At 64.2% G+C, this 15,160-nt stretch carries 19 protein-coding genes; all 19 read right to left on the bottom strand.

The genetic code is table 11. The annotated features are described in order from the left end of the window. Positions 1-79: 79 nt before the first annotated feature. Positions 80-337, bottom strand: coding sequence for a hypothetical protein (locus KWG56_RS00560; RefSeq protein WP_219353302.1), 258 nt, complete (start codon positions 335-337; stop codon positions 80-82). Continuing rightward, the gene (locus tag KWG56_RS00565; RefSeq protein WP_219353303.1) at positions 321-653 is read right to left on the bottom strand and encodes a hypothetical protein; all 333 of its coding nucleotides are present in this window, start codon (positions 651-653) and stop codon (positions 321-323) included. Before KWG56_RS00565 ends, KWG56_RS00560 begins: the two co-directional genes overlap by 17 nt. Next, entirely contained in the window at positions 650-1,171 is a 522-nt protein-coding gene (locus KWG56_RS00570) for a M15 family metallopeptidase domain-containing protein (RefSeq protein ID WP_219353304.1), read from the bottom strand. The genes KWG56_RS00565 and KWG56_RS00570 overlap by 4 nt, the downstream gene beginning before the upstream one ends. A 147-nt stretch (positions 1,172-1,318) precedes the next feature. Then, complete coding sequence (locus KWG56_RS00575; protein ID WP_219353305.1) at positions 1,319-1,693, bottom strand: hypothetical protein; 375 nt, start codon at positions 1,691-1,693, stop codon at positions 1,319-1,321. Between the two features lie 67 nt (positions 1,694-1,760). Then, positions 1,761-2,678, bottom strand: a complete 918-nt coding sequence (locus KWG56_RS00580) for a hypothetical protein (protein WP_219353306.1) — start codon at positions 2,676-2,678, stop codon at positions 1,761-1,763. Positions 2,679-2,682: 4 nt separating this feature from the next. Then, complete coding sequence (locus tag KWG56_RS00585; RefSeq protein ID WP_219353307.1) at positions 2,683-4,308, bottom strand: SGNH/GDSL hydrolase family protein; 1,626 nt, start codon at positions 4,306-4,308, stop codon at positions 2,683-2,685. Between the two features lie 76 nt (positions 4,309-4,384). Beyond that, on the bottom strand, positions 4,385-4,561 hold the full coding sequence (locus tag KWG56_RS00590) for a hypothetical protein (protein ID WP_219353308.1): 177 nt from the start codon (positions 4,559-4,561) through the stop codon (positions 4,385-4,387). Next, positions 4,558-6,744, bottom strand: a complete 2,187-nt coding sequence (locus tag KWG56_RS00595; protein WP_219353309.1) for a hypothetical protein — start codon at positions 6,742-6,744, stop codon at positions 4,558-4,560. The genes KWG56_RS00590 and KWG56_RS00595 overlap by 4 nt, the downstream gene beginning before the upstream one ends. Then, the gene (locus KWG56_RS00600; protein WP_219353310.1) at positions 6,732-7,151 is read right to left on the bottom strand and encodes a DUF6950 family protein; all 420 of its coding nucleotides are present in this window, start codon (positions 7,149-7,151) and stop codon (positions 6,732-6,734) included. Before KWG56_RS00600 ends, KWG56_RS00595 begins: the two co-directional genes overlap by 13 nt. Further along, positions 7,139-7,738 carry a hypothetical protein gene (locus KWG56_RS00605; protein ID WP_219353311.1) on the bottom strand — a complete coding sequence of 200 codons (600 nt, stop codon included), beginning with the start codon at positions 7,736-7,738 and terminating at the stop codon, positions 7,139-7,141. The genes KWG56_RS00600 and KWG56_RS00605 overlap by 13 nt, the downstream gene beginning before the upstream one ends. Next, complete coding sequence (locus tag KWG56_RS00610; protein ID WP_219353312.1) at positions 7,738-8,436, bottom strand: hypothetical protein; 699 nt, start codon at positions 8,434-8,436, stop codon at positions 7,738-7,740. Before KWG56_RS00610 ends, KWG56_RS00605 begins: the two co-directional genes overlap by 1 nt. 14 nt (positions 8,437-8,450) lie before the next feature. Continuing rightward, a complete protein-coding gene (locus KWG56_RS00615; protein WP_219353313.1) occupies positions 8,451-11,192 on the bottom strand; it encodes a phage tail length tape measure family protein in 2,742 nt (913 codons plus the stop codon). Next, complete coding sequence (locus KWG56_RS00620) at positions 11,189-11,341, bottom strand: hypothetical protein (RefSeq protein ID WP_219353314.1); 153 nt, start codon at positions 11,339-11,341, stop codon at positions 11,189-11,191. The genes KWG56_RS00615 and KWG56_RS00620 overlap by 4 nt, the downstream gene beginning before the upstream one ends. An 8-nt stretch (positions 11,342-11,349) precedes the next feature. Continuing rightward, positions 11,350-11,922: a hypothetical protein gene (locus KWG56_RS00625; protein ID WP_219353315.1), complete on the bottom strand. Its 573-nt coding sequence runs from the start codon at positions 11,920-11,922 to the stop codon at positions 11,350-11,352. Continuing rightward, a complete protein-coding gene (locus KWG56_RS00630) occupies positions 11,922-13,244 on the bottom strand; it encodes a phage tail tube protein (RefSeq protein ID WP_219353316.1) in 1,323 nt (440 codons plus the stop codon). Before KWG56_RS00630 ends, KWG56_RS00625 begins: the two co-directional genes overlap by 1 nt. Before the next feature lie 30 nt (positions 13,245-13,274). Next, entirely contained in the window at positions 13,275-13,706 is a 432-nt protein-coding gene (locus KWG56_RS00635; RefSeq protein ID WP_219353317.1) for a hypothetical protein, read from the bottom strand. A gap of 1 nt (position 13,707) precedes the next feature. Beyond that, positions 13,708-14,397: a DUF6441 family protein gene (locus KWG56_RS00640; protein WP_219353318.1), complete on the bottom strand. Its 690-nt coding sequence runs from the start codon at positions 14,395-14,397 to the stop codon at positions 13,708-13,710. After that, on the bottom strand, positions 14,397-14,744 hold the full coding sequence (locus KWG56_RS00645; RefSeq protein ID WP_219353319.1) for a head-tail joining protein: 348 nt from the start codon (positions 14,742-14,744) through the stop codon (positions 14,397-14,399). Before KWG56_RS00645 ends, KWG56_RS00640 begins: the two co-directional genes overlap by 1 nt. After that, on the bottom strand, positions 14,741-15,082 hold the full coding sequence (locus tag KWG56_RS00650) for a DUF2190 family protein (RefSeq protein ID WP_219353320.1): 342 nt from the start codon (positions 15,080-15,082) through the stop codon (positions 14,741-14,743). The genes KWG56_RS00645 and KWG56_RS00650 overlap by 4 nt, the downstream gene beginning before the upstream one ends. Between the last annotated feature and the right edge of the window lie 78 nt (positions 15,083-15,160).

Genomic DNA, 15,160 nt, shown 5'->3' on the forward strand with positions numbered 1-15,160 from the left:
GCCGCCACCCTTTCGGATGACGGGCCTGTAGCGGAGCCTTGGGGCTCGACGCTGGATATGGGAATTCTACAGGTCCAGCCTAACCCGGCCACAGCTTACGCCACCAAGGCGGCTCGATCTGTCGAACCGCCGCTGCGTCCCGCGCCTCGCACCGTCTGATGGTCTCCAGCGCATCGGCCTTGTCGCGGTTGGCGATGTTCAGCTGACCGGTTTGTGCGACGCCGAACAACTGCCAGTCCAGCGCCGCGTCGCCGCTGTCGTCTAGCACCGCGCTCCGCACTGGCTCGGCCCAACGCGAGGCGATCAGGGTCGAGCAGCCGTCACGAGGGGCAAGCACCTGGATTGAGCTTGCACAGCCGCTCGCGAGCAAGACGGTCGCGAGCATCAGGATCGGTTTCACGGCGTATCGCATCTTGGTCCTCCTTGACCTGTTCGCGAGTGGATTGGGTTGCGGCGTCGTTGGCGTCACGGACGGCGCTGGCGTCCTGCGCGGCGGCTGTGCGCCCTTCGGCTAAGGTCTGGCCTGCGCGGGCCTCCTGACGGCCCTGAACGCCCCTGTATGAGCAGAAGGCGCCAAACAGCAGGAAGGCGACGAGGACGCCGACGATTAACCAGGCGGTCGGGGTCAGAGTGCGGATGACGGTCTGGATCATTTCGCCAACTCGAAATGCGGGCCATCCAGCAGGGCCGTTCCCCCGGCCGCCTTGCGACGGGCTTTGTAGGCTTCGACCGCCGCCTTCATCGCCGCAGGTCCGGGCGGCAGGTCGTTCAGCCTGCGGTCCCACACCCCGCCCCAGGTGATCTTGACGCCAAGAGCGACGGCGACCTCCCGCATTACGGCCGCGATCTCATAGAAGGGCTCGATGACCGCCCCGGCCTCAGTCCTCACCCGCCATTGATTGTCACCCCAGGTGAAAACGCCGTCGACGTAAGGAACCAGATCCAACGCCGTCGAGAACTCACCACCCTGCGGAATGATGTGTTTTGAGTTCATCGTCCTGGACACGCCGCGCCGCACCTTCTCGGCCTGCTCGGCCCAGGTGCGCGACTGTTCCTCGGTCAGCCCGAAATCGACGCTGGATCGCGCCAACGCCGCTGTGGCGACAGCCATCAGTCGCGGATCGACCGACCGCGCACGGTCCATCGACCGCTTGGAAAAGCGGAAGCTCATGTTCAATCTCCAGATTGTAAGGGGGAGTGCGTAGGCCTAGATTTCAGCAGTCGCGGATTGTGCTCGAACCGCTTCAGGCGGCTGGCTGGGCGAGGACAGACAAGCGGTCAGCCGCCTATCTCCTGATCTAGCCGCGAACCCGGTTCGTCAGCCCAGCCCCGCCAGTGCAGAAATCGCCGCCTTCAGCCCGGCGGCCAGTTCGGGTGTGATCGCGCCCACGGCAGACAAGACGACCGGGATACTGGCCAGAATCCACGGCCCGCGCCGCCGGATGAACTGACACAGCCGGTCCAGACGACCAGCCAAATCATGAACCACATCAGCAGCGGGCTTTAACTCGTCCAAGCCGTCAGCGATCCGGTTCATGGCCATCGCGATATGCTCGAGGCTCTCCGCCTCGGTGCAACGATTAGGCAGGCGCACAGGTTTAGCCCCGCGAGCAGGTGTATCAGCCATGATGGCCCCTCTCAGGTTTTGGGATGATGGCACGGCGGCGCGCTTGCTCGACGCTTCGTCAGGCATCCGCCCCTCCGAAATGTCAGAGCATGGTGGAAAGGGTCGGCTGACAGCTCAGCAAGACCGTCTCGATTTACGGATAGGTCGCCGGGTCGGTGAATGTGTCGCCGAAATATCGGCCGCCAGGACCGAAGGCCTGGTCAAAGAGCGCCTTGTCGATGGCGTCGACTTCCCCGAACGTCCTGCCCGAAACCGTCAGGTCTTCGAGATAGCTACGATAGAGAACCGCCGAACGGGATTTGTTGGCGCCGAACCCTGCATAAGGCGAAGGCATCTGCCCTATAGCCATAAGTGACACCCCGATTTGGTTTGCACCGGAGGGATTTCCTGAAGGGAGAGCCCACTTGCCGGCCACGTTTCGGAATGTGTTTCCTGTAGCCGAAACAGGCAGGGCCGGAACGGACCGGGAACCCTGTTGAGCCGATCCCGATCTGTTAACTGTCCGATCTTCTAGGATCAGGTTGTTGACGGTGGCCGAGCCACTATTGGACCAGATCAGGGCTTCGCTTGCTTCAGGTGAGCTTGCCAAGGCCAGCCGGGTCTTTCGCTCCCACGACGAGAAGTAGAAGACATGATCCAGATGGTTGAACAGATACACCCTAAGTTTCGTGTCAAAACCTCCCGCAGTCCTGCCGATGTAGGCACCCTTGCCAATACCTGTTTGAGTTGCCTGAGACATGACGACGTGAACACCGCCCTTGGTTGAGCGCTCGACAAACCCATCTCCGCCTGGAGACTGAGCCAGAACTCGACTGAACATCATAGCCCAGTCGGTTTTTGAACCGCTTCCGTGCAGTTCCGCCGCTTCCTTCCATGCGATGTTCGGGATCAGCGCGCCTTCTGCGGGTACGCCAACTAAAGGGTCTGCCGAGTGGGCGAAATCGATCAGAACAAGCGACCCACGGGTCAGCAGATAGTCGTCTCTGAGGACAGGGAGTTCATTGGTCGGATCGCTGAAGTTGGTCGTTACATTGAGGCGAAGTCCAGTCATCGGATCACCATCCTTTCGATTGCAAGAGCGTGGCCATTCGGCGGGCAATGACGCCATAACCTGCCGTGTTCAGATGAAGGCCGTCCGATAGGAGGGCTGTCGGGATGCAGTCCTGGGCGATGTCTTCGATATCGCGCGTAGTGGGCGTCAGGCCCGCGTCGGCAAGGCCGTAATCGATCAGGTGTCGGCGGATATCGACGAAGCGGCTGCCGTAACGAGCGGCCTGATCGTTGTTGTAGGCCACGATCTGCTGATAGGCCGGGGTGCCGACGCCTTCGGTGTAGCTGGTGTCCGAACCGGCCTTGGTCTTATTGATGACACCTAGGACGAAATATCGGTCGTGCCCCAGAAAGGCGACAGCCGACGCAACCTTCGCCTTTGTCGTCGTGGCGAGGTTTCCCGTGCCATCGTTCCGACCGATCCAGATCGACCAGACTTCATCTTGCCGCTCGACGCCCTGTGCGGGGATGAACGGGGTCGATGGCGCACAGTACCGGACGGCGCCTGCCGCCTTCCGGGTGAAGCTGTAGGTGTCGTCCGAAGCCCGTGTCAGAGCGCCCGATACGCCCGCCAGGGTTCCGTCGATGGTCTGCGCGCCCTGGTTGGTCAGAAGAGAGATTGTGCGCACCGTCACCGCCAGAGGCGTCACTGCAGCCGGTATCTCGTTAGCTGTCACGGTCAACAGGGTGGGATCACCACCTTGACGCGCGACGATAGCGCCAGACCCTTGACCGCCGATACCCATGTTGACCACGGCCCGACCGATGATCAGAGCAAGCTGCGTCGGGTATGGCGTTCCACCAGCGCCAGCCGTGAGGCTGTCGCCCAGGCAAACAATGATGCGCAGAGCGACATTTCCGGCGCGGTCCGCGTAGTCGGCACGCGCGGCGTGGGCGGCGGAACGGCCTGTGAGCGGCAGATTTGCGAGCGGAACGCCGAAGCCGATTTTCTTGTCCGGCCCTACGACCGCGAAGGCGTAGCCGCTTTCGGGCGGCAAGGGAGCCAGCATGCCGCCAATAGCGCCTGACAGCAGCCGATCTTTCAACAGCACATCAGGTTGATCGGCCATCCTGGTCGAGGCGGACAGCAGCACCTTGAATAAGGAAAGCAGGCCCGTTCCATCGACACGGGCCGTCACTCGACCCGCCTCATCAGTGATAGCGAGCCCGCCACCCTGTTCCGGCGTCAGGGCCGTAAACAGACCCCCCAGACCGTCCGATCCAAACATGCGGCCTCGCACCGCCTGCGCCAAAGCATCCAGATCAATCGCGCCTGCAGGTGACTTGAACTTGATCGGCTCAAACGTCCCATCGACGCGCCAACCGCCCGCGTGTTTGCTGGCTGTATCGACGGCCAAGATCGCCCAGCCGCTCTCAGTTGACATAGGCGCAAGCCGAAGGGCGACGAAATCCCGCGCCGCCGTCGCCTCATCGGCAATCGGCTGCAGCAAGGCCATCGCCGCCTCCAGATCGCCGACCGACGCCGCCGCCAGCCACACGTCAAGCGCCGCGCCGATCGCGCGGATCGCCGCCTTCTCCGGCTCATTGGCGCCCGACGCTGGAACGCCGTCCAGATTGAAGTCGCGATACACGCGCGCGAAGCGCTGCGCGAATGACGGATTGTCAGCCATGACACCCCCGATGATTAAAAGATGCGCACGCCGTGCGCGGGTCAGCCGCCCTCTCCGGGCGGCCCAGCCTGCCGCGTCAGTCCTCGCGGACGACAGCGCCGGGGAAATGCAGAACAGTCTCAGCCGCCACGTCGCCCACTGTGCGGATGACGGCCAGCGCCTGAGGCTGTTCCAAAGGCTGAACCGGCGTGACCGTCACGGTCAGACCGTCCTCGACCGCGCGGATGATCAGGAAAAGACGGCGCTCGATCATACGACAATCACCGCCTCGCCCGAGCCGCCCCAACCGCCGGGCGGCGTGGGGCCTTCAGGGTAATCACCCGTCGCGCTGGACGTGCTGATCCAGCCAAGAAACAGCCAGCCGCCATTCTGCATATGCGTCATCGCAGGCGACACCTCGACTTCCACACCATCCGCAGCGCGCCAGAAGACCCCGAAACTTGTCAGAGGCGGCAATCCGCCGATCGTCTGGGCCTCGATCTTCACCGTCGCGCCTCCGCGCGTGACACCGTTGACTTCCTGCACGCTGACAGAGTCGGCCGTTGAACTGATGGGATAGACCACATCACGGGTCATGAAGTCGGTCGCGACACCTGCCGTCACGATGGTGGCGTCAACGCCAAATGTGTCGGACCAGGGCGAGAGGCTTCCGCCGCCTGTCAAATATGCGGCCTGAACATCCAGATTGGCCGAAGAGACAAAGCCTGTTTCCAACAGGGCCGCCGCGCTTGGATCAAGATCCGCATAGTTGCCTTCGACCCAGCTGACCGCTCCGCGCACACGCCAGCGCGCGGACCATGTCAGGTCGTTCCGGCTCGGCCCTGCCGCCGCGATCCGCAGGCGGACGCCGGTCGCACCGCCGACACTGTCCTCAAAGACCAGCACCTCGCTGATCGTCGGCGCCGCCAGAACCGGCTGAACCGGCCTAGGCGAAGTTTGTGGTCCATCACCTTCTTCTGTGGCCGGATTCCAAGCGTCGATGTTGGGATCGGCTTCGATGAACGGCATTTCCACCACCCCGCGCGAGAATGCGGTTTTCACCCCTTTTTGCAGTTCGACGATGCGGGTCTCGTCCAGATCCTCGAACTCGACCGCCACCCAGCGCTCGCCCAGAACACGCACGCACGACAGTCGGCCGTCCAGTCGGCCGCGCAGAGATGCCCGCTCCCGGCTCATGTCCCGTTTGACCAGGCGCCGCACCTGACTGTTGATATTCACCACCTCAAAGGTGTCGGGCCGTGAGCGGCCGCCGCCATAAAGCGAGGCGTCCGTTTCGTCCGTCCAGGGATCGGTCGCGACCAGGGACCATTTATGGGCCTCGCTGACAAAGCTCGGAACAATCTCCGTGACCGCCTCTTGCGAAGCGACGTCGCCCGCCAGAACCATGTCCAGGATGTCGTCACGGGTCAGCGTCACGGATGGCGGGCGATATTTCCCGACCCACAGCTTCCAGACCCCGGCTTCCGTCTTGCTCAACCGGCCGTCGCAACCCTTGAGCAGCTTGTCCAGCGTGTCCTGCGGATCGTCGGTCAGTCCATAGTCGATCGAACCCCAGTAGCGTTTCGTCGTCCCGCCTGAGCGCAACGGCACCACCTCGTCGCAGATGTCGATCTCGCCCTTCCAATGCGCGATCTCGGGCGCGACCGTTGTTTCGTAATCCTCGCCCATGCCTTCCTGGTGGCAAAGGAAGTCCAGGATCATCAGCGCCAGATTGCCTCGACCCATCGCATCGACCGCGCGATGATTGACCGGATTGGTTCTGATCTGTGCAGGGTCTCGCGGGTCCCACACCGGCGACAGTGGCGCGACAACGGACCATTTGGGATCGCCGTTCGGGAAGTCGGTGAGCAGATTCTCCTTCTTCGCGTGACGATAGTCCGCGCCCAGGGTCGCCAGACCATCGCCTCTGTGGGCGTTGGTCCATTCTCCAGACGCCCCGAGGGCGGCGACCAAGGCGGGATAGGCCGTTTCAGTCTCGCGGCCCAGCCGGGTTTCGAGATGGATCAGGTCGTTGTTTCCAGCGCCATAGCCATGACCGCCCTCCACCCAGCCATCCGGCCGGACGACAAGGATGTCATCATGGCTCCAGACCTGCTCAACAGGCCCCTGAACCCTGCCGTGATGCCAGGCGATCACATCGTAGGCGTAGTTCGCTCGCGCCGTCCAAAGCAGATAGAAGCCGCCGATCCTTCTTCGTCCATATCCGCGACGTCGCGGCGGGATCGCCTGCCGCAAGCTGGTCTTGCCCGAATCCATGTCGGGCGCGCCGCCCATCAGGGCCTGGGATGCGGCATTCAGGGCGACAGCAGTTGCAACATAGGTCGCGGCGTAGGCGGCGGCGTAGATCGCCTTTGCCGCCACCAGGGACTTGATGCCCGCCGCCGCGATGACTTTTGCCGTCACGGCCTTGGCCGCCCACGCCGCTACCATCGCCATTGATCACTCCATCGCCATATCCGCGCGGCCTCGACCCGCAGGCCGAGCGCAACTCCGCGCCGTGCACGCGCCGCCCACCGTCGGCCCGTGTGGACCGCGCCAACCGTGACCGAACAGCCATCTTCACCAATCGCGCGAACCAGACCGACATCACCGGCCATCGGGGCGGCGACCTCGACCCCGCCCGCATTCGCCATCGCTTTTTCGGTCAGCCGCTCTATGCCGCCGGCGGCGGCGATGATGGCCTCGGCCTCGGTTTCCGTGTGATAGGTTCCGCGATAGTCGGCAGCGGGATCACGCCCGGAAATCAGCAGCCACCAGTCCGACGCGAACAAAAGGCAATCACTGCGGCCATAGATCAGAGGCTTGCCGATTTCCGCGCGCAGGAAGCTCTTCAGTTCGGCCATTTCCGCGTACTCTCGGGCGTCAGTTGTCCGACGCCGTCGCAGGCCGCATCCGTCGGCGAACGGCGCCGTTGATCCGCACCAACAAGCAGGCTGAACTTCGGACGCCTGCGACTGGCAGCGCCTGCCAGCAGAACCACGGATACAGACCGCTGCATGACGGTGGCGGATTTACGCTGACGGATGATCTGTGGTTGGCTCAGATGACCCCGCACCGGCCACCGCACGGGGCCAGCCGGACGGTAGCGATCATCCAGCACACACCAGCCCAGGGCGGCTGGCGCCCCCACCACCAGGCTGCGGTCGAGAAGATAGTTTTTCGCGGTTTCACGATCCACGCCGGACAATGTCAGGGACAGGGCCTGGGCTTCACCATTGATAAGGTGATCGACGTCCGGCATGCCCTCGCCCCAGCGGCCGACGCAGCTGTAGGTGGCCCCCGATGGGTCCAGCACGTTTGGCGCCATCGGGAAGTCGCCCGCGCCCGCATACAGCCGGATGATGTCGGGACCAATCTCGGCACGCAGGAAGAAGGCCAGATTGACCCGGTCCTGCCGCAACAGCCAAAGTTCAGTTTCGGACATGGCCATCAGGGCGCCTCGCCGGGATACATCTTCTCGACAAACAGCGCATCGGCCCGCGCGATCCAGTTACGCTCGAACGTGGGCCAAAGACCGCCGTTCGGGTCCTGCAACTTCATGGCGCACTTGGGATCGGAAAAGTTCACGGGCGTTCCCGCTGGATGCGAACGCCGGAACTGCGGGCCGATGCGCACGCGCCAGCGGCCGTCACCCAAGGCCTCGACCTGGTCCGTTCCGTGCAGTTCGTCCCCCATCAAAGGGCCTCGGTCGATCGAGAACATATCCCCGCCGATCAGCTGATGCGGCGTCAGGATGCGAATGGTCGCCTCATCATCACGAAACCGGACGGGCTCAGCCAGTTCAGCCACGCACGCCTGCCCGACAAAGCGCGAGCCGTCATCGAACGACGCACCATCGCTGAACCTGACTGGGGGAGGGGGCGTGCCGATACGCGCCAACTCGACCCAAGGCACATTGACAGCCCGCCCCCCGCGCAGCCGCAACGCCATCGCGCGCAAGGTACGATGGTGATAGCCGGTCCCCCCCTGCATTCTCAGCAGTGAAGCGGTCCACCATCCGCCGCCATCGACTGAAACGTCGATAGTCGGCAGTCCGTAGGGAGCGGCGCCCTCTTCCACCGCGTCCATCAGCCGCCAACGCAGCGACGCCGGCAAGAACGGACGCTCGGGGGGGAAGGTCTCGATCATCATGTCCCCCCGGTTCAGTCTTTGAGCATATGTTGCTGTCGCTGTTCCGCCGCCGCTGAAGACCGCACGACCCCGACGGCGATGTCCGCGCCGCCGACGGCCCCGCGTTGCGCCGCCGCCGCGTCGCCGCGCTCGATACGGCCCCACAACTCATCAGTCGTGACCGCGCCCTGCAGATAGTAATGCTGCGTCACGACCTGCCCGCCGCCGCCCGCCGCCTTCCGCACCATGTCCAGGGACCGGGCGTTCTCGATGACGCGCGATCCGCGCGGCAGGTCCAACAGTTCCGGGCCGCGTTCGCCGACCCAGGTCGGACCGCCCGTCCAGAAGTCCGTCCCCTCGGCGTTGCGGCCAAACAGGAAGTTGACGCCCTTTGAGAACCAACTGCCGACGCCGCCCGGACCGCCTTTCATCATGGCGGACCAGTCGAGGTCGATCACCATGTCGATCAACCTGTCACGCAAGCGGTCAGATGCCCGGTCAAACTGGCGGGCCAGCGCGTCCCCGATCCTGCCGCTGCGGTCCAGATCATCAGCGAAGCTCTTGATGCCGTCGCGCATGGCCCCTGTCGTCTCCGCGCGCATCAGCTGGCCATATTCAGCGACGGCCTGGTTGCGGCCCTCGCCGAAGTTCAGCGGCTTGTTGGGGTCGCGCTCGATCTCCCTCGCGCGGTTCTCGATCCAGTCTGAACGGTTCAGCCCGCGCAGGGCGGTGGCGTTGCCCGATGCTTGCGCAAGCACCATCTTCCATTCGCGTTCACGCACCGCTGCGCTGCGTTCCAGTGCTTGGGCGCGGGCTTCGTCGAAATCCTTGATTTGGGACTCTACCAGGTTGCGCGCTGTCGCTGTGTCGAGCCCCTTCTTTTCATAGTCGAGGATGCGCGCGGCAATATCCAAGGCTCGTTCGCGCGACTGCACGAAGCGGTCCTCGCCGGCCATCCGCATGATCTCCAGGTCGCGCTGCTGGCCCATTGCTCGGATTTCGCGGGCGTCCTGAACCGCCCGCGCTTCGATCAGGCGCTGCTGTTCTTCCAGCGCTTTTGTCCGCGCCTTTTCCGCCGACGTGCCGTCGTCGATCAACTGGCGCTCCCGCGTGCGAGCGGCGTTCGCATCCTCCAGTCGCTGCACCTCGGCATAGTCCTGCCTGGCACGCGCGATCTCCAGGTCGATGGTTGCGGTCCGATCTTCTTCGCGTCGGCTGCGCTGAAGCGCCTCCTTGCGTTCGCGCTCAGCTTCGCGCGCCGCCCGGTCGGCGGCGGCCTTTGCTTTTCGACCTTCCTGTTCGGTTTTCTTCTCGCGAGCCTCGCGTGCAACGCGGTCGCGTTCTGCCTGCGCTTTTGCGGCAGCCGCTTCGTTGACCCCGGCATCCAGCATCTCCCGGATGCCCTTTTGCCGTTCCTCGACCCACAGTTGGCTTTCAAACCCTTGCCGTTCCGCCGGGTTGTTAGACCAGTATGCGCGCGCCCGAAGCTTATCTATTCGCTCGTCCTGCGTCGTGTGCAGAAACTCGCCCAACTTATCGAGCGCGTCTGAAATGGATCGGCCGATATCATTCCAGACCTCTGTGATCTCACGTGCCCGATCTGCATGCCCTGAAACAGCGCTGGTCAGTTCATCCATCAACTTGATCTGGGCGCCTCGCAGGTCGCCTTGCTCGATCATGTTGTCGATGTCCCGAAGCTGCGCCTGGCTAAGCAGGCCGAACTGCTCCGTCATGGCGTGCGCGGCCTTCTTTGGGTCCTCCATCGCCTTCGCCAGGGATTTGGTCGCCTGCTCGGCGTCGAGCCCGGTAAAAGACGCATAATCCCGCGTGATGGAGATCAGACCGCTCAGCGTCTCTTTGCCGATGACGCCTGTCGCCAGATATTCGGTCGCCATCTCACGTGCGGCCTTGCGGGATATCTCCCCACTTTCAGCTGCGGCGACGGTCAAGTCCCTCAACTGCCCTGCAGTCAGCCCTGCGGTCCGACCTATGCCTGTCGCGGCGCTCTCATAGTCTGCGGCGGCCTGTTCAGCCTTCAGCCAGGCAACGCCCAGCAGGACGACGCCCGCCGCCGCCGCCGACAGACCGGCGCCTGCGGCGATCATGGCCGCATTGACCTTGTAGCCGCTGGTCGCCAGAGCATCCAGGATTTGCGGCCCCTGCTGAACCGCGATCATCGCGGGGTTCATGCCCATGGCGGCCGTCGTGAAGACATCCGCGCCCTGACGTGCAAGATTCAGGCGCGACGCCATGGCGAGACGGGTCAAGCCCTTCTCATTCCGCGCAATCGCTGCCGCTGTTTCGTCGAACCGGACGCGGGCCTGACCTTGAAGCTGGGCCAGTTCGCCTGTGGTGATCTTTCCGGCCTTCGCCAGAGTGTCATACTCCCTCAGCTCGTGGTTCAGCTTGTTCTGCGCCGCCGTCAGGGGATCGATCGCCGCACGAAGCGCCTCAACCCGCCGCAGATCAGTATCGTCCTGCATGAACACGCTGGCGGACGCCGCAGCCGATCCTCGCGCGTCGCGGTTCAGGCCGGGCGCATAACCGGCGTTGACGGCGAACTGCGACCGCTGCGCCTGGGCCGAGTCCTGCGCCGCCTGCGCCATGGCGCGATACTTCTTCTCCAGACGGTCGGCCGCTGCTGTCGCCTGGGCCGCCCCCTGTTCTGCAGCGGCGTAGGTTTCCTTGAAACCCTGCGCCACCTCCTGCTGGTCGCGTCGCAGTTCTGTCTTGCCTTCCGCTTTCAGGCGATAGGCGATTTGGCGCGTCGTCATTCGTCAGACTCCTTGCGCAGGCCTTTCAGCACAGCGCCTTCGATGTCAGGCAGGCAGGCCGACAGCAGGTCGGCTGTCGCCGCATCCATCGGCGTCAATCCGGCGAAGGCGATCCAGGCCGGGTAATCCAGCCCGATCACCCCGTTCATCCCAACCCTCAGTTGGCCGGCGCAGCTTTCGACGATTGACCAGACCTTTTGCCCCGCTTCGGTGCGCGGGTCGTTTTCGCGATAGGGGCACTCGGCGCAGTCCCCGCAGGCGTCGCAGAAGGCGGGACCTCCGTCGAAGTGCCAGTCGGCGAGCGCCCCGATCCTTTTTTTTCGGCGGCGGCGTCCACGATCGACTGGACATAGGTCCGGTCCAGCTTGTCGTAGATGTCTGGGCGCTGCTTCAACAAAGCGACGATATTATCCGCCGTCAGATCAGCGACGCCTTCTGCTGGCGGATTGGCTTCAATCCAGGCTGCAAGGGCCTCAGGCGATCCATGCGCAACGTCGGCCGACGGAACAGGAGCGGGATGACCAACGCCCTCCCATTCGACCAGACCCCAGATGGCGCAGCCGGTGATGAAGGCGAACTCGGGATCGCTACGATCGTCGCCCTCCATCACCATCCGCGCATGGCGCCGGGCTGATACGATGGCCTCCGATGGGCCATAGCGGAACAGCCCCCTGATGCCGGGAGCCAGATCGATCCACTTCGGCGGGATCGTCGCTGCAATCTGGAACATCAAGCGGCCGCCGGCACGACGTATTCTTCGACGTCGTTGTCCAGAATGAACGTGACCAGGCGGCCTGTGACCGGGTCCTGCGCCCCCTGCCAGTTATAGTCCGCCTGGATAGCGCCAGGCCCTGTGATCGGCCGTTTCGCCTTCGGCAGATAGACGGCGTGGGCGATGTGGCGCAGGGCGAAGGTCGAACCGGGGATGGCCCAGCTGAAAGCCAGTTCACAGGCCTCGCCGTTTTCCGCTTGCGCCTGCATTTCTGTGGAATCGTATCGGATGCCGACGGCGCCGCTGACCCCCGCCATGCCGTCGTCCACGCCGCCGATTCGACCGTCGCCGCGCCCGACCGTCGGAACCGGATCAGCGCCGTTCGTATAGTTGAACTGGCCGCTGACCAGAGAAGGACCGAACGGCAGGCCGTTGCGGCGCGCCGTGCCGGAAAAGGCGGAGAACTTGCGCATCGCCAGCGTCGTCGGAGCACCCTGGACCGAGACAGCCGCGATCGGCGTCTCTCCCTGTGCAATCGTGCCGATCGTCGCGTTCAGATTGCCGCTGCGCTGCAGCGGCACCCCGTAGGTGTTGGCCTTCAGCCCATAGTTGACGCTGTAGGCGGGCACTTCGGGCATGCCGACCTCGACCGAAGCGGATGGCGTTGTCAGGGACGTGACATCAACCTTCCACACATGGCGATACCCGCCCGTCGCAGCGCCGCCCGACAGCGTCGCGCCCGAAACGGTCACCGCTGCCGAACTCGCCGCCAAAGTGAAGCTGTTGCCTGCGACGCCGACAGCATCGTGCAACACATAGATCTTGCTGGCGTCTGGATCGCCCCAATAGGTCGCAGCGGCCACACCGACGATGGCGCTGGCGTTCAGGATGCGCACGGCGTTCGCAAGGGTTTGCTTCAGGTTCGGCCCGATCTTGATCTGATTGGTCCCGGCTGTGCCGGTCGTGAAAGTGAAAGCCTGACCGCCGACAGTGATCGTCGCATTGTTCGCGGGCTGCGAGTTGAAGGTCAGGGCTCCCGTCGCCGCCACGCCGGTCGCGGTCGTGGGCGAACCGAACAGCAGCGTGTACCAGAGACCGATATTGCGCGCGCATAGCGGCGCGACGATATCGCCCGCATTGTTGACTGCGTCACGACCCGGCTCTTGCGGCATCCGGCCGAAACCCAAAACGTCGCTTTCGATCAAGCCCTGTTCGTCACCAATATTGGCGCTGACAAAGGGCGTCATAAAATAAGCCAGTACGGAGGTCATGGCCCCGTAGGAAGCCTCCATGCCCAGCAAAAGGCGCGCATTGGCGCCGCGTGCGCGACCACCAGCCATATCCGTTCTCCATGAATGAGGTCGCTAGGATCAGCCCAAGCGACGCGTTGTGGTGTATTCGGCCGTCAACGTCAGGATGGCCGCACGAACCGGCCCCGCCGCCGCTGAGGCGACGTCGTCGGGAGAAGGGGCGTCTATCTCCGACCAGTTGCACAGCCCGTTCAGGCTGATGTCCGAGGCGTGCCTGTCGGCGAGCGCAGTAAGCATGGCGTCCAGCGCCGCAAAACGATCCGCGGCGCCCTCCGGCGCGAACACCTCGATCGGGATGGTATGCCGATAGGTGAAGGCGTGCGGCGAGAAACACTCCTCCGGCTCACCCGGATCGCCGTCCTGAACGATGACCTTTCCGCCGCTGCCGACGCGCTCCGGCCATGGCGCGCCGCGCTCAGGCTTGGAGGCCGGCAGGGCCGCTACCGCCATGGCGACCACGGCCTGCACCACCATTTCGCCGTGACGGGCCATCCTACCTCCAGTGCTTGTTCAGCAGATTGGGGAAGCGCGCCTCTGACGCCGCGCGGATCGCGTCGAGATCCAGCAGCTTCTTCTTCTTCACCATCGGCACGAGGGTGAACATGATGACGAACTGGCGCGTGGTCTCGCGATAGGACCGATGGCCCTTGTTCAGCTGGTTCGGCGTGGCATTGCGCCACCGACCACTGGACTTGCGGATCACCAGGCCGTCGAAGCCCGCATAGGCGACGCCGCGCTTCATCGCCGTCGTCGTGGTTTTCGTGCGCCAGTGTCCGGGATTGATCACCACCATCTTGCGACCGAACCGGGCCTCGACCTCTTGGGGATCCAGGGCGCGCCCGTTCCGCTTCTTCAGCACCTCGTCGGTCGGTATCCAGAGATAACGCCCGCCATTCGCCGGACGGATTGTGGCTCCCAGCCCGTAGCTCTCGATGATGCCCGGCGCCTTGGTCCAGATCAGCGCCGCCGCGTCCAGACTGGCCTGGGCGCGGGGATAGACCTCGTTTCGGATGGTCAGGGCCAACTTCTGGCCCAGACCCGCATCCAGGATGGCGTCGCGCCAATCTTCCTTCAGTTCGTCCGCACCGTCCTTGATGGCGGCGGTCATGAAACCGGCGATCTCGTCTTCCAGGCCGCGCTCCAGCCCATCCAGACTGTCTCGACCGCCGACGGAATGCCGCATCAGACCGTCAGCAGCTGCACGACGCAGCGCCACTCCAAGCCTTCGGGCTCCAGCCTCGGATCGGACAGGACGCGGTAGGAAGACAACGCTCCGCTCGGGCGTGTCACCTCGACCAGATCACCTTGTCCGGGGTCGGTAGGTCTCTGCTCATCCGACGCGCGCCAGAACAGCACCTCAGATCGCATCAGGATTTCGCTCTGGCCAAGGCCGGCGACGTCATCCTGGGTCTGATAACGGACCACGGGCGTGGTGACCGGACCCGCAGCTGCCGGCGTCCAGAGGGCTTGCAGCCCATAGACCCGGTAGATGGCGTCCAGCATCCGCGCCTCGCGGTCCGCCATCGTCATTGGACGGTCGGGATCAGCTTGACCAGGGACACGGCGTCCCCCGAGGCCTTGCCCAGCGGTCCGCTGTGACCGCACTTCGTGTTGCTGGTCGCCGTGGTGGTGAACACCTTGGCGGTGTCGTCCCAATAGACGGTGACCAGGGGACCCCAGGCCTGACCGGTGGCGGCGGCGACATTCCACACGCCAGTGGTCTTGGCCGAGAAAACCGCGCCTTCGGCGGCCGATACCTGCGGCACCACGACCTGGGTGCCGATCTTGACCGGCTTGCCCGAGACGACGCCGCCCGCCGGGGCGATGCAGTCCAGGGTGTCGCCGTGCTGTTCGTAGTTCTTGGACATGATGATGATCCTTCAGAACGCCGCTGGCCGGGCGACGAAAAGAGACGGGGCCGCATCAGTGGACGCGGCCCCGTCAGG

Origin of the sequence: Brevundimonas nasdae (assembly GCF_019395145.1) — a bacterium.
Classification (GTDB): Bacteria; Pseudomonadota; Alphaproteobacteria; order Caulobacterales; family Caulobacteraceae; genus Brevundimonas; species Brevundimonas nasdae.